This is a genomic window from Paraburkholderia nemoris (genome assembly GCF_905221015.1).
Classification (GTDB): Bacteria; Pseudomonadota; Gammaproteobacteria; order Burkholderiales; family Burkholderiaceae; genus Paraburkholderia; species Paraburkholderia nemoris.
In genome coordinates this window covers 46,746-61,117 of sequence record NZ_CAJNBO010000036.1, presented here as the reverse complement: position 1 = coordinate 61,117, position 14,372 = coordinate 46,746, and the positions used below count along the sequence as shown (strand labels likewise).

Annotated in this window: 11 protein-coding genes; 6 read left to right on the top strand and 5 right to left on the bottom strand. The window is 62.1% G+C overall.

Going from position 1 to position 14,372, the window contains the following annotated elements; translation table 11 throughout:
* Positions 1-808: 808 nt before the first annotated feature.
* From KHO33_RS36400 to KHO33_RS36385, 4 genes are all read right to left on the bottom strand, one after another.
* On the bottom strand, positions 809-1,702 hold the full coding sequence (locus tag KHO33_RS36400) for an ABC transporter permease (RefSeq protein WP_200567569.1): 894 nt from the start codon (positions 1,700-1,702) through the stop codon (positions 809-811).
* Between the two features lie 2 nt (positions 1,703-1,704).
* Positions 1,705-2,619, bottom strand: coding sequence for an ABC transporter permease (locus tag KHO33_RS36395; protein WP_054042305.1), 915 nt, complete (start codon positions 2,617-2,619; stop codon positions 1,705-1,707).
* 130 nt (positions 2,620-2,749) lie between these two features.
* On the bottom strand, positions 2,750-4,045 hold the full coding sequence (locus tag KHO33_RS36390; RefSeq protein ID WP_054042307.1) for an ABC transporter substrate-binding protein: 1,296 nt from the start codon (positions 4,043-4,045) through the stop codon (positions 2,750-2,752).
* A 129-nt stretch (positions 4,046-4,174) separates the two neighbouring features.
* Positions 4,175-5,233, bottom strand: a complete 1,059-nt coding sequence (locus KHO33_RS36385; RefSeq protein ID WP_200567570.1) for an ABC transporter ATP-binding protein — start codon at positions 5,231-5,233, stop codon at positions 4,175-4,177.
* A 317-nt stretch (positions 5,234-5,550) separates the two neighbouring features.
* Here KHO33_RS36385 and KHO33_RS36380 point away from each other — a divergent pair, with 317 nt between their 5' ends.
* Positions 5,551-6,516, top strand: coding sequence for a polysaccharide deacetylase family protein (locus tag KHO33_RS36380; RefSeq protein WP_200567571.1), 966 nt, complete (start codon positions 5,551-5,553; stop codon positions 6,514-6,516).
* A complete protein-coding gene (locus tag KHO33_RS36375) occupies positions 6,513-7,280 on the top strand; it encodes a GntR family transcriptional regulator (protein WP_200567572.1) in 768 nt (255 codons plus the stop codon). Before KHO33_RS36380 ends, KHO33_RS36375 begins: the two co-directional genes overlap by 4 nt.
* Positions 7,281-7,314: 34 nt before the next feature.
* Here KHO33_RS36375 and KHO33_RS36370 read toward each other — a convergent pair whose 3' ends face one another.
* Positions 7,315-8,901 (bottom strand): gamma-glutamyltransferase family protein, encoded by a 1,587-nt coding sequence (locus KHO33_RS36370; RefSeq protein WP_200567573.1) that lies wholly within the window; start codon positions 8,899-8,901, stop codon positions 7,315-7,317.
* Between the two features lie 349 nt (positions 8,902-9,250).
* Between KHO33_RS36370 and atzF the strand changes: the two genes are divergently transcribed.
* The 4 genes from atzF to KHO33_RS36350 are packed head-to-tail and all read left to right on the top strand — an operon-like array spanning position 9,251 to position 14,334.
* Positions 9,251-11,104 (top strand): allophanate hydrolase, encoded by a 1,854-nt coding sequence (gene atzF, locus KHO33_RS36365; RefSeq protein ID WP_200567574.1) that lies wholly within the window; start codon positions 9,251-9,253, stop codon positions 11,102-11,104.
* A gap of 40 nt (positions 11,105-11,144) precedes the next feature.
* Positions 11,145-12,242 (top strand): BMP family ABC transporter substrate-binding protein, encoded by a 1,098-nt coding sequence (locus KHO33_RS36360; protein WP_054042313.1) that lies wholly within the window; start codon positions 11,145-11,147, stop codon positions 12,240-12,242.
* 57 nt (positions 12,243-12,299) lie between these two features.
* Positions 12,300-13,415, top strand: a complete 1,116-nt coding sequence (locus KHO33_RS36355; protein ID WP_200567599.1) for an ABC transporter permease — start codon at positions 12,300-12,302, stop codon at positions 13,413-13,415.
* A complete protein-coding gene (locus KHO33_RS36350; RefSeq protein ID WP_200567575.1) occupies positions 13,408-14,334 on the top strand; it encodes an ABC transporter permease in 927 nt (308 codons plus the stop codon). Before KHO33_RS36355 ends, KHO33_RS36350 begins: the two co-directional genes overlap by 8 nt.
* Positions 14,335-14,372 lie beyond the last annotated feature (38 nt).

The following is a 14,372-nucleotide window of genomic DNA, read 5'->3' as shown; positions in this document are numbered from 1 at the left end:
AAGGTCGCCGCGCAACTGAACGGTCGACCCCGTCAGACCTTGCAATTTATGAGCCCTGCCGAGAAACTGGCGGAAACGTTGGGTGTTGCGCTGACCGGTTGAATCCGCCGCTAGAAGCCCCTGCTAAGCGGGTCCCGCAGCTCGCTCAGGGTAGTGGTGCATCTGGAATCTGTGTTCGTGCCCGTGCATAAGCTTGTGACAAGGGCGTCATACTTCCGGCGGCGCTGCGCGCGCCGAAGAGCAGTTCATAAAACCGATCGCTGCGTTTTAGCTGTTCGCGTTTCGCCAACGAACCGTGGCCTCATCATTGCGCGCCACCGCGATTGTGATTGGAACGGCAACGGCACCTGCAACCGCACCCACGCCGTGACCGTGATTGCGGGGCACCGGCAAATCATTTGAAGGGAGGGGTTCCCGGGTGAGTGCAGGAGCGCCTCGCCGAGGCGAAGCCGACGGCCCCCACAAACCAAAACCGAAGCCCATGGTTTCCCATGCAGACCCGTCCGCGACGCACGCAGTGCGGAGTGGGAGCTGATGAGTCCTTTGTCACTAACGTGGAACGCGGGAGGACACGGATTCCAGTCGCACCACTACCCGCAGCAGACCACGGTGCCCACTTAGCAGGGGCTTCTAGCCGCTTTCTCTTGCTTACTTCTCTTTGCGGCGGCAAAGAGAAGTAAGTGCCGCCCCGCACAGGGGCAACGCTAATAGACCACTAACAATTCAAGGAAAGGCACCAAAGCCAGAACAAGGAAAAGCCCACACCCCAGTCAAACAGAAACCCAACCGCCGAGCAGGCAAAAAAACGTTACTTCACCCGCCGCCGCCTCAACCCCCGCACCGCGAGCAAACACAAAACCATCACCGTCAGCGACAAAACCGTAGTCATCGTCCCAAGCGCATAAATCACGGGCGTTGTCACCGACGTGGTAAGCCCCTGCAATTCGAGCGGCAAGGTATTCTGATCTCCAATCGCCTGCGAGGTACGCGCAATCTCATCCCATGAAAGCGTGAACCCAAACATCGCGACGCCGACAACCGAAGGTCCGATAATCGGCAAAACAACGTGCCGAAAGCTTTGCCACGGAGTGGCGCCCAGATCCCGCGAAGCCTCTTCATAAGCAGGATTAAAGCGGTTGAACACAGCAAACATCACGAGCAAACCGAACGGCAGCGTCCACGTCAAATGCGCGCCCAGCGCCGACGTGAACAAGCCCATCGACGTCGTATAGGTGTCGGCAAACGACTGATACCCCCATGCAGCAGCAAGATACTTCACACCGTTATCGAGCAGCCGGAACGTCAACCCGATCCCCAGCGAAACGATAATGGACGGCATGATCAGACTGGCGACCGACACGTAAAAGACCGCCGTATCCCCGCGAAACCGCCGGCGAAAGGCCAATCCGGCCGCCACCGAGAACAGCACCGTCAACACGGTTACAGCCAACGCGAGCCGCACGGATCGCCCAAATGCCCCCCAGATATCGACATCGCCGACGCCGTCACGCAGCGCGGCAAACCAGTGCAACGACACGCCACGCATCGGAAACGTCAGTCCGCCCTCGGGTCCCTGAAACGAAAGAATGAAAATCGTAATGACCGGTCCATACAGGAACAGCACGAACAAGCCGAATAGCAGCGCGAGCCAGTAAAAGCTGGCCGGCCGACGCTCCCGATGTTTGAGGCGAATGGCCTGCATCTTCACAGCTCCTTGCGGATGTCGACCACCCGCGTCAAACCCCAAACGATCATCAACACGACAGCCAGCAGAATGATCGCGTTGGCTGCCGCGGCGGGAAATTGCAGGTAGCCGGTCTGCACCTGAATGATCTTGCCGACCGATGCGATCTGCTGGCCGCCCATCACGCCGACGGTCAGGAAATCGCCCATTACGATCGTGATTACGAAGATCGAACCGATCACGATGCCGGTCTTCGAGAGCGGCAACACCACGTCGCGAATCACTTGCCAGCCGCTCGCGCCGGCATCGCGCGCCGCTTCGAGCAACGAACGGTCGATGCGCATCATCGCGTTGAAGATCGGCACAATCATGAAGAACGTGTAGAGATGCACGAACGCCAGCACGACCGAGAAGTTCGAATACAGCAGCCATTCGAGCGGCTGATCGATCAGATGCGCACCCAGCAATGCCTGATTGACGAGCCCGTTACGGCCGAGCAATGGCATCCACGAAATCATGCGGATCACGTTCGACGTCCAGAACGGAATCGTGCAGACGAGGAACAGGATTGTCTGCATGCTCGTCGTGCGTACGTGAAACGCCAGGAAGTAAGCGATCGAAAAACCCAGCAGCAAGGTCACGGTCCATACGATCGCGCAGAACTTGAGCGTCGACCAGTATGTTTTCAAGGTCACGCAGACGTCCGTCATCGACGAACAGCCGTTGAAAATCGCCGCGTAGTTTTTCAGCGTGAAAGCCGGGATGATCTGATATTCGTTGAAGTCCCAGAAACTGACGATCAACGTGATGACCAGCGGCACGATGAAAAACAGCAGGAACGTGAGCGAAAGCGGTGTGGCCTGCAACCATGCAGGCGCGCGCCGGTGTTTGACGGGCTCATCCTGCGCGTGAGACGGAAGATCGATCGTTGCCATGGGCGGATATCAGTGGAAGCACTTTTGCGGCATAACCGCGTCGTCGAAGAACTGCCGGCATGTCATGCACCGGCAGTCCGGCATGCGATTCAGTCGCTCAAGTCACGCCCGAGCCACGCCAAAGCCACATTTAAGCCGCGATGAACTCGTTCCACTTCTGAACCATGTAGATGTTCTCGTCCATCACCGCGTTCCAGCAGGCAATCGCCCCCATGCGCTGGTTGTACGAACCGCCGTCACGCACGGTGCCGGCTTTTTCGAGCAACTGGCCATCGGGTGCCTTGATGTCCTGCGCGGCAGCCTTGCCTTCGATCCAGTAGTCCCATTCGTAAGGCTGCATGTGCGTCTTTGCCGTCTCGAGCACACCCGAGTAATAGCCCTGACGCATAAGGTAGGCGCCAGCCCAACCGTCCTGGAACCAGTTGACGAACTCATACGCAGCGTCGAGCTTCTTGCCTTGCAGCGAGCGCGGAAAGCCGAAACCTGACGCCCACGAGCGGTAGCCTTCCTTGAGCGGCTGGAACTTGCAGGCGACACCCATGGTGCGCACTTTGGTCACGGCCGGCGACCACATCGACTGGATCACCACCTCGCCCGAAGCCATCAGATTCACGCTTTCGTTGAAGTCCTTCCAGAACGCGCGGAACTGGCCGGCGCGCTTGGCTTCGATCAGGATCTTGATGGTCTGGTCGATTTCGGCCTTGGTCATGTTGCCTTTGTCGCCATACTTCACGTGACCCATCGCCTCGATCGCCATTGCCGAATCCATGATGCCGATCGCCGGAATGTTCAACAGCGCCGCCTTGCCCTTGAATTGCGGATTGAGCAGTTCGGCCCAACTGTCGATCGGGCGCTTGATAAGGTCGGGACGGATGCCGAGCGTGTCCGCGTTGTATGTGGTCGGGATCAGCGTCATCCATTCGGTCGGCGTTGCGGAGAATTCCGTGGAGCGCGGGCCGGTCAGGAACATCACCTTTTTCGGCGCGGTGCCCTGATCGCCGATCTTCTTGCCGTTCACTTCACCGCGTGTCAGCACCGGCGTGATCTTGTCGGCGAGCTTGATACGTTTCGCGTCCATGCCCGCGAGCGTGCCGGCAGGAATCAGTTTCTTGAGCGCGAAATATTCGGTGTCGACAATGTCGAACGAGTTGGGCTGCGTGATGATGCGCTTGGCCACGTCGTCAGTCGTCACCGGCACGTATTGAATGTCGATGCCGGTGTCTTCCTTGAATTTCTTCGCGATGTCGGCGCTCTGATTCACCGCCGTGCCGAGGTAGCGCAACGTGATCTTCTCTTGCGCATGCACGTACGGAAAACCGGCAATGCCGGCCGCCGCCACAGCGCCCTTGATGAACGTGCGGCGCGACAGGCCCTTTTCCTTCAGATCGGATGCTGCCGCTGCCGGGCTCTCGTTCGCTTCACTCATTGCCTTCTCCTCAGTTGACGTTCGTTTGATCTGCGCCTGATGGTCGATCAGCGCCTGTTTGTCGTTCAGTTGAAGCTCGGTTCACGGTTCTCGTTCAGACCGCCATGTCACGCAATGCAACGCATCCGCTCAGGCCGCTAGCGGATGCGCATCCTGCTCGTTCCACCAGACCACCACGCGCGCGTCGGGGCCAAGCCGCGCCGGGTCGTAATCGCCGTCGCTCACCAGCGAAATCAGTTCTGGTGAACCGTCGAGCGGATCGAGTGTCATGCGTAAATGGGTGCCCTGGTACTCCGCTTCGCGTACCTTGCAGGGCACGCCGCCGATCCGCGTCAGGCCACTCTCACCGTTTGCCGTCTGAACAGGCGTGACGCCGTGCGGCACCACTCGCAGATGATCGGCGCGCACGGTAAACGAGCGGCCGTTCGTGTTGAATACGTTGTGACCACCGAGAAAACGCGCGACAAATTCAGTACGCGGACGGTTGAAGACTTCATGCGGTGTGCCGCTTTGTTCGATCCGCCCGTGGCTCATCACGACCACCAGATCGGCAAGCGCCATCGCTTCTTCCTGCGAGTGCGTGACGTGCACGAACGTGATACCGAGTTCTTTCTGCCAGCGTTTGAGTTCCGCACGCATCTGCACGCGCAGGAAGGGATCCAGCGCGGATAGCGGTTCGTCGAGCAACAGGCAGCCCGGCTGATTCAGCAACGCCCGAGCGAGCGCCACACGCTGCTGCTGGCCGCCCGACAGTTGTGCCGGTTTGCGTTCGGCATACGCGGACATCGCGACCAGCTCCAGCAGCTCGCCGGCACGCTTGCGGCGTACATCCTTCGCTATGCCGCGCATCTTCAGGCTGAACGCGACGTTATCGAGCGCGCTCAGATGCGGGAACAGCGCGTAGTTCTGAAAGACCATCGCCGTGCCGCGGGCAGCGGGTTCTTCCCGCGTGACATTGCGTCCCGCGATCAGAATGTCACCCTCGGTGACCGATTCATGCCCGGCGATCATGCGCAGGGTCGAGGTCTTGCCGCATCCCGAGGGCCCGAGCAGGCAGCAATACTGGCCGCCGGCAATGCGCAGATCGATGGCGTCGACGGCAAGCGAGTCGCCGTACTGCTTCGACACGTGCACCAGTTCGATATCGGCGGCTGTGGTTTCGAGCACCGTTGAAGCAGGCTGAATCATGGAGTGGATGTCCTCGTGAACGGCGAAGTGCTGACGCACGCTAAACCACACGCGATGCCTCGGCGAATCCATCCAAATGCAAGACATGTGCCATCCGTCGATTCTTGAGGTCCGGCGATTGCAAACGCGCCGGCGTGCTTAACGTCGACGAATTGGCTCACATATTGCAAACGATCTGCGGCATCGATCGTCAGCGATCAAAGCGTTTCTTTTTGCGCAATCGCGGTGCGTCTTCGGTCCGTCCCGGGGCATGATCCGGCCAACTCGGTTCATGCGGGGCGCCACGCGTCGCCTTTCGCTACTCACGGCTTCTTTACATGAACGACACACGGAACATGCCCGCAGCAGAGAATCGCGCCCGTCAACCGATCGCCACCCATGGCCGCTTTGCGTATCGCCCGATCACGGACAGCGACGCGTTCCGCTGGCCCGGCGATAGCGGGCTTGCGGTCTATCTCGGCTTCAATATCGAGCACTTTGCATTCGGCGAGGGACTCGGCGCCGCGCTCGGCCCGATTTCGCCGCAACCGGATGTGCTGAACCATAGCTGGCGCGAGTACGGCAACCGCGTGGGCGCATGGCGCTGTATCGAACTGTTCGATCAGTTGGAAATGCCTGCGGGCACGCTCATCAATACCGCGCTCTACGACCATTGCCCGGAGTTGATCGCGGCGTGCGTGGCGCGTGGTGACGAACTTATCGGCCACGGGCACACCAACGCGCATCGGCAAAGCGACCTCGACGAAAATGGCGAACGCGAGCTGCTTCTGCACTGCCGCGAACGTATCGCTGAAGCGTCTGGCACGCCGCCGCAGGGCTGGCTCTCACCGTGGATCTCCGAATCGCACCTGACGCCCGACCTGCTGGCCGAGACGGGTTATCGCTATACGCTGAACTGGTGTCACGACGATCGTCCGGTACGTATGGCGACACGCAGCGGGCCGTTATGGTCGATTCCGTACCCGCAGGAGCTCAACGATCTGCCGATGATGGTGGGCCGCCATATGGACGGCCGCGCGTTCGCCGACATGATCATCGATCAGTTCGACGAGATGCTCGAGCAGGCGAATCGCGGCACGCAGCCGCAGGCGCTCGTGATGGGCATCGCGCTGCATCCTTATCTGGTGGGGCAGCCATATCGACTACGGCATCTGCGCCGCGCGCTCGAACACATCGCCGCGGCACGAGCAAAAGGCGATGTATGGATCACGACGCCGGGTGCAATCGCGCATCACATGGACGAACTGGAGCGGGACGGCGTGCTGCGCCCGGAGGCCGCATGAGCACGAGTACGACCACCAAGCCGAAAGCCACTGCGGCCACCGCCAGGAAAACGCCCAAGGAAGAAGCGGACGTCGACGCGCGCATCTATCAATCCATCTTCGACGGCGTGCTGAACCATCGTTTGACCCCCGGCACGAAGCTGCCGGAGCCCGAATTATGCCAACTGTTCGGTGTGGGCCGCGCGGTCGTGCGGCGAGTGCTGGAAAAGCTCGCCTACGACGGCATCGTCGTGCTGCGGCCGAACAAGGGCGCAGTGATCGCTGAGCCGACGCCGGAGGAAACGCGCGAGATTTTCGAGGCGCGGCGCTCCGTTGAACGCATGCTGGTCGAGCTGGCCGTACAGCGCGCGAGCGCTCAGGACATCAAGGCCTTGCGCCAGCAACTGGCGAGCGAACATGAGGCGATGCATCGCTTCGACCAGCCTTCGTGGGCCACGCTTGCAAGTGGTTTTCATATGCGCATCGCCGCGCTCGCGGGCAACTCGATTCTGCAAAACTATCTGAAGGAACTGGTGTCGCGCTGCTCGCTGATTGTCGGCGTGTATGAGCCGCCGGGGCATGCGCCATGCGAGCACGCGGAGCATGCGACGATTGTCGATTGCATCGAGGCGCGCGATACCGCGGGCGCGATGGCCCATATGGAAGCGCACCTTCGCGATATCCAGGAGCGAATCGAAACCTCGCGGATGCGCGGCGAGAAAAGCCTCGGCCAGTTGCTCGGCATCACCGGCTACGCCAATGCGTCAGCGCGGGAAACTACGTGAGTGGCGACACGCGACCGCGTGACGCCCGGCTGACTCAAACCCCAAGCGCACGCCCATCGCTGCGTGGATCATGCGCGCCTGATGCCGCACCGTCCGCCTCGATGCGGATCACGCCTGGATGGCCCGCCAAAGGACTCTGCGCCGGAATAACACTCACCTCATGCCCACGTGCAGCGAGTTCGGCGAACACGTCGGCGCCGGCGTTCTCTTCGAGCTTTAACGCATCGCGTGTATCGGAGAAGGTCTTGCCAAGCAGAAAACGCGGACGGGTGAGGGCAGTGAGCGGGTCCATCCCGTAGTCGATCAGGCGCGTGAGGATCGCGGTCAGCGTTTGCGGCTGACCGTCGGCGCCCTGCGTGCCGAACAGCAGGTGTGGCTGGCCATTCTTCAGATACATGCCGGGGTTGAGCGTGTGGAACGGCCGCTTGCCCGGTTGCACCGCGTTGTGATGCGCGGGATTCGTGCTGAACGACGCGCCGCGGTTGTGCCATAGAATCCCCGTATCGCCCGCCACCACGCCGCTACCCCAGTCGAAGTAAACCGTTTGCAGAACACTGACGCTGCGGCCTTCGCTATCCGTCGCGCCGATAAACACCGTGTCTCCAGGGCGGAACACATGAGGCCATGCGCGCGCTTCACGCAGATTGATCGAGCGTGCATGTGCATCGAGCGTGGCGGGCGACAGCATGTCGTCGACCGGCACCCAGTTGAACTCAGGATCGGACACGAAGCGGTCGCGGTCCACGAACGCGCATTTCACCGCTTCCACCAGCAGGTGGTAGTAGTCGGCGCTGCCCTCGGCAATCTGCGCAATATCGAAGCGATCGAGCATGCCCATGATCTGCAGGGTCGTCACACCTTGAGTCGGCGGCCGCATGCTGACCAGTTCGCCGCCACGATAGGCCACACGCAATGGCGCCTCGTCGCGTGCTTGCGTTCGCGCCAGATCGCTCAACGTCAGCGGCGAGCCGGCTTCGCGCAAACCGCATGCGATCCGCTCGGCAAGCTCACCCTCATAGAATTCGCGCGCACCGAAGCGGACAATCCGCTCGATGCTCTTCGCCAGCGCGGGTTGCACGAAACGTTCGGCGATGGCAGGAATATGGCCGTGCGGCGCAAAAGTCTCAGCAAAACCGGGCAGGGCGTGCAATTCGTCCGCCCGCATGCTTTGCCAGAAATACTGCGAGGGCGTGACCGGGAAGCCATCGGTTGCATATTCCAGCGCACGGTCGAACAGCGACGACCACGATTGCTCGCCGCCCCATGCGTCTTTACTGATCTCATACGCCTGACGCCATGTATCCACGGTCGCGGCCGTGGTGAGTGCCGAGGCAGCACCGCGCAATGGAATGGCGCCTGTGAACCCGGGCAGTTCCTGCGCGGCCTGGCCGATACCCGACACCGTGCGCAATATCCCTTGCCGATCGCCTATCACCCAGAAAGCGTCGCCGCCGAGTCCGGTGAAATGCGGATACGTCACGCAGAGCGCCGCGCCGATGGCGATCGCGGCTTCGATCGCGTTGCCGCCCGCACGCAATACGTCGCGACCCGCTTCGCTCGCCAATGCATGGGGGCTGGTGACCATGCCGGCGGTCGAACGGGCGAGTCGGGTGTCGTGCATCGATGCTCCGCTACGGGGATGAGCAGTGAGTGAGATCGTCGGAGTAGCGAGTATAAGTTCGCGCACGGCGCCGAAAAAAATCGGCGCGTAGCGATAACGTGCGATCGCGCGGCGCCGCTGCGCGCCAGGCTCGAATGCAGGGCGCAGGAGCCCCGAGTTGGGGAGCGCTGCACCATGACGCATTGATCGAAAGGCGGCAACGCGAACCGTCTTGGCCGCCGGGAAATCGTCGCAAAACCAAACCTGGTAAGGCTGACAGCGTGCTCTGGTGAACTTGAAAGTCACCTGGCATAGCTCCTGCTAATTTGAGTCCAAACTTGTATTCAAGATTGAACTCAAGGAAAAACCAGTGCCAATTTCGTCTCCCCTGAAGGTCCGTAGTCTCCTCTCGGCTTATGCCGCCAAGCGTCTTACGCCGTCTGAAGTCGTGGCGTCGGCGCTTGCTCGTGTCGCTGAAATCGACCGGCCGGAAGTCTGGATCCTGCGTGTGCCCGCTGCAGACCTGGAGGCCCGCGCCCATGCGCTCGAAGCGCTTTACGAAGCGCAGGGCAGTGCCGTGTTCGAACGGATGCCGCTGTTCGGCGTGCCGTTCGCGGTCAAAGACAATATCGACGTTGCCGGCTTGCCGACCACCGCCGCGTGCGAGCCGTTCAGCTATACGCCGGACACCTCGGCATTCGCCGTGCAGCGCCTCATCGACGCCGGCGCGATCCTGATCGGCAAGACCAATCTTGACCAGTTCGCAACCGGCCTCGTCGGCACGCGTTCGCCTTACGGCGCGGTGCGGAACACCGAGTTTCCCGAGCGCGTCTCGGGCGGCTCGAGTTCAGGCTCGGCGGTTGCCGTGGCCGCGGGTTGCGTGGCCTTTTCGCTCGGTACCGACACAGCCGGCTCAGGCCGCGTGCCGGCTGGGTTCAATGGGCTTGTCGGCCTGAAGCCGTCGCTTGGACTCGTCAGCAAGCGCGGTGTCGTGCCGGCGTGCCGCAGCCTCGACACGATCTCGGTGTTCGCACACGACGTCGACGACGCATGGTGCGTGTTCAATGAAATCGCGTGCTTCGATCCGCTTGACGGCTATTCACGCAAGGTGCCGGGACTCGGTCTCCTGCGTGGCGCGCCGCGGATCGGCGTGCCGGATCATCTCGAGTTCTATGGTGACGCAGCGGCGAATCAGGCCTTCTCGGCCGCACTCGATACGCTTTCCACCCATCTGCATCTCGCGCCCACGCCGATCGACTTCCAGCCGCTCAAACAGGTCTCCGCGCTGCTCTACGACGGCCCCTGGGTGGCGGAAAGGCGCGCCGCGCTCGGTTCATTCTTCGAGACGCATCACGAAGCGGTCCATCCGGTCGTCGCCACGGTGATCGGCAAAGCGGATCGCTACAGTGCCGCCGACGCGTTCAATGGCCAGTACGCGCTTGCCGATCTGAAGCGGCACGCCGAACAGCTCTTCGAGACGATCGACATCCTGATCGTCCCGACCACGCCAACGCATCCGTTAATCGCCGACGTGCAGGCCAATCCCGTGGAGTTGAACAGCCAGCTTGGCTACTACACGAACTTCGTCAACCTGCTCGATCTGTGCGCGTTGGCTGTGCCGTGCCAGCGTCGCCACGACGGCTTGCCGGCGGGCGTCACGCTGATCGCGCCGAGCGGTGCGGACCGGCGTCTCGCCGAGTTGGGCGCGCGGATCCAGGCGCTGTTCGCGAGCGAGGCTGCGGACGCGGCCAGGACGGTGAGCGAAAAGAAAACCGCGCCCGCGGCAAACACGGTCGAGCCACTGCCGTTTCAGGAGCCGACCGTCGCGCTTGCCGTGGTCGGTGCGCATCTGCGCGGCCAGCCGCTGAACTGGCAACTTCAGGAGGCCGGCGCGCGTTTTGTCATGGCGACGCAAACCGCCGCCGCTTACACGCTTTACGCGCTTGCGAACACGCAGCCGCCGAAACCAGGCCTCGTGCGCGTTACCGACCAGCAAGGCGCACCCATCGCCGTGGAAGTCTGGGACATGCCGCTGCGCTGCTTCGGCAAATTTGTCGCCGACGTGCCCGCACCGCTCGGTATCGGCTCCGTGCAACTCGCCAACGGCCTCACGGTGAAGGGCTTCATTTGCGAACCGTCGGCGGTCAGTAACGGCAGTGGCGCACTAGATATCACCTCGTTTGGCGGCTGGCTCGCTTATCTCGACAGCCTGAACGTCAACTGAAGGCCAACGCTCTTCACCTCTCCACAAGGAATTGGACACCATGACCAGTCGCCGCAATTTCATCAAGAGCGCCAGCCTGTTGACGCTCGGCAATATTCTGCCGATTCAATCGGTGTTTGCCGCGCCGAAGACGACGGTCGGCGTGATCTACGTCGGCGCGCGCAGCGACTACGGGTATAACCAGGCTCAGGCGACTGCTGCCGCCGTCATCAAGAAGATGCCTGATGTGAAGGTGGTGGAGGAGGAGAACGTGCCCGAAACCATCGCCGTGCAGAAAACCATGGAAGCGATGATCGAACAGGACGGCGCGACGCTGATTTTCGCAACCTCCTTCGGTTACTTCGATCCGCATGTGCTGAAGATGGCGGCCAAATATCCGAAGGTGCGTTTCGCGCATTGCGGCGGTTTGTGGAAGCAGGGCAACCCATCGAACATCACCAGCTACTTCGGTTATATCGACGAATGCCAGTACCTGAACGGCGTGGTCGCAGGCCATATGACGAAGAGCAAGAAGCTCGGTTTCGTCGCCGCCAAACCGATTCCGCAGGTGCTGCGCAACATCAATTCGTTCACGCTCGGCGCGCAGTCCGTCGATCCGTCGATCACCACGCAGGTGATTTTCACGGGCGACTGGTCGATGCCCGTGAAGGAAGCGGAAGCCACCAACAGTCTCATCGATCAGGGTTGCGATGTGCTGACCTGTCACGTCGATGGCCCAAAGGTCGTCGTCGAAACGGCGGAAAAGCGCGGCGCGATGAGCTGCGGCTACCACGCGAGCCAGGCGGCGCTCGCGCCGAAAGGCTATCTGACCGGCGCGGAATGGGACTGGGCAACGCCGTACAAGCAACTCGTCACGGGCGCACAGGCCGGCACGCCGCAACCGAATGTGTTGCGCGGGGGCTTGAAAGAGGGCTTCGTGAAGATGTCGCCGTACGGCGCGAAAGTCACCGCGCCAGCGAAGCAGAACGCCGACTCGATCAAAGGCAGCATGGTGGCCGGCAATTTCGTGATCTTCAAAGGACCCATGAAAGACAACAAGGGCGGCACGGCGATCGCCTCCGGCGCGAGCCATATACAGACCGATTACACGCTAGAAAGCATGAACTATCTGGTGGCAGGCGTCGTCGGCCAGATCTGATCGCGGCCTGCGTGATTGTGTGAGTGTGCACGAGTTTGCATGAGCGAAGGAGCCGTGATGCGCCCCAATGCCCCTACCGCGAGAGTGATGCTGTCGCTCTTGCCCGCGCTGCCGACCGCGTTGGCGGTGCTCGGCACGCTGCTGTTGTTCTCGTTGTTCCTGCTGGTGCAGGGGCAGCCGGCGCTCGATGCGATCGGGCTGATTTTTGAAGGCGCTTTCGGCTCGTCGTTCGCGTGGCAGAGTACTTTGCTGCGTGCGTCGCCGCTGATGTTGACCGCGTTGTGCGTCGCACTGCCCGCTCAGGTTGGACTGATCGTGATTGGCGGCGAGGGCGCGCTCGCGCTCGGTGGCATGTGCGCGGCAATCGTCCCGCAGATGCTGCCGCACGGCACGCCGTGGCTCGTCGCGACGCCGTTGATGGCGGTGGCCGGCATGCTGGCCGGCGGTCTCTGGATCGGCGCGGTGGGCGCATTGCGGCAGTGGCGTGGCGTCAACGAGACGATTAGCAGCCTGTTGATGTCGTATATCGCGATCGCGCTCTTCAAACATCTGGTGGAAGGGCCGCTGCGCGACCCCGCGAGCCTGAACAAGCCGTCCACCTATCCGGTGCCCGACGCGATGATGATCGGCTCGATCCCCGGACTCGACACGCACTGGGGATTGTTCTGGGGCGTCGTCGCGTGCACCGCGGCGTGGGTGTTCGTGAAGTTCAGCACCAAGGGCTTTGCGATGCGCGTGGTGGGCGGCAGTCATCGCGCGGCGCGTCTGGTCGGCTTGCCGGTCAATCTGCTGGCTCTTGCCGCGTGCGTACTAGGCGGCGCCGCGGCGGGACTCGGCGGCATGTTCGAAGTGGCGGCGGTGCAGGGCAGCGCAAATGCATCTTTGCTCGCAGGTTATGGCTACGCGGGCATCCTCGTGGCGTTCGCGGCACGGCAGAATCCGCTCGCGATCATCGCGTGCGCACTGATGATCGGCGGCATCGAGGCGAGCGGTTCGCTGCTGCAACGCCGGCTCGATCTCCCCGACGCCACCACGCTCGTCCTGCAAGGTCTGCTGTTCGCGAACCTGCTCGCGTGGGAAGCGCTTGGCGGGCGCATCGCCGCATGGCGCGTCAAATTGCAGGCCGCCGCGCAGGCCGACCTTCCCGTGCAACTGGAGCAGACCCATGCCTGATATGCACTCGCCCATCGTGATCCTGTTGCTGTCGCTGTTCGCCGGTGCGATCCGCGTCAGCACGCCTTATCTGTTCGTCAGTCTCGGCGAGTGTCTGACCGAGAAGGGCGGGCGCGTGAATCTCGGCCTCGAAGGCATCCTCGTGTCAGGCGCGATGAGCGGCTATGCCGGTGCTTTTCTGACTGGTTCGCCGTGGGCCGGTGTGCTTGCGGCCGGTTTCGTCGGCTTGCTGCTCGGCTGCCTGCATGGCCTCGTGTGCTCGTTGCCACGCGTGTCGGACATTGCGTTCGGCATTGCGTTGATGCTGCTCGGTACCGGGCTCGCGTTCTATCTCGGCAAGCCGTTCATCGAACCGCAGGCGCCGATGCTGCCGTTCATCGACCTCGGCACGTGGACCTCGTCGCCCCAATTGCATAACGCGCTGCATATCAACCTGCTGTTCGTGATCGGCGTGGTGCTGGCCTTCGTTCTGCAATGGGGCTTGCGCAATACCCGTTGGGGCATGGTGCTGCGGCTCGTCGGCGATCACGCCGAGACGGCGCGCGCCATGGGCTATCCGTTGACCCGCGTGCGCATCGCCGCGACGGCGGTGGGCGGTGTGTTCGCGGGCATCGGCGGTGCGTATCTTTCGCTGGTTTATCCCGGCAGCTGGAATGAAGGGCTCTCCAGCGGGCAAGGACTGATGGCGGTCGCGCTGGTGATCTTCGCGCGCTGGCAGCCTTTGCGTTGCCTGTGGGCCGCGTTGCTGTTCGGTGCGGCCGGCGCGCTCGGCCCGGCGCTGCAGGCGATCGGCGTGACGAGCGGCTACTACCTCTACAACGCGGCGCCGTATGTGCTGACGCTCGCGATCATGATCGTCAATTGCCGTCCGGATCGCACGCTGGCTGGCGCGCCGGGTGAGTTGAGCCTGACTCGCTGATTTTCCCCACCGAGCTTGCCCTGCCATGCGTGCCTTCA

Coding starts and splice junctions, on each gene's coding strand:
- KHO33_RS36400 (WP_200567569.1), bottom strand. CDS start 1,702: ATGCAGGCCATTCGCCTCAAACATCGGGAGCGTCGGCCGGCCAGCTTT.
- KHO33_RS36395 (WP_054042305.1), bottom strand. CDS start 2,619: ATGGCAACGATCGATCTTCCGTCTCACGCGCAGGATGAGCCCGTCAAA.
- KHO33_RS36390 (WP_054042307.1), bottom strand. CDS start 4,045: ATGAGTGAAGCGAACGAGAGCCCGGCAGCGGCAGCATCCGATCTGAAG.
- KHO33_RS36385 (WP_200567570.1), bottom strand. CDS start 5,233: ATGATTCAGCCTGCTTCAACGGTGCTCGAAACCACAGCCGCCGATATC.
- KHO33_RS36380 (WP_200567571.1), top strand. CDS start 5,551: ATGAACGACACACGGAACATGCCCGCAGCAGAGAATCGCGCCCGTCAA.
- KHO33_RS36375 (WP_200567572.1), top strand. CDS start 6,513: ATGAGCACGAGTACGACCACCAAGCCGAAAGCCACTGCGGCCACCGCC.
- KHO33_RS36370 (WP_200567573.1), bottom strand. CDS start 8,901: ATGCACGACACCCGACTCGCCCGTTCGACCGCCGGCATGGTCACCAGC.
- KHO33_RS36360 (WP_054042313.1), top strand. CDS start 11,145: ATGACCAGTCGCCGCAATTTCATCAAGAGCGCCAGCCTGTTGACGCTC.
- KHO33_RS36355 (WP_200567599.1), top strand. CDS start 12,300: ATGCGCCCCAATGCCCCTACCGCGAGAGTGATGCTGTCGCTCTTGCCC.
- KHO33_RS36350 (WP_200567575.1), top strand. CDS start 13,408: ATGCCTGATATGCACTCGCCCATCGTGATCCTGTTGCTGTCGCTGTTC.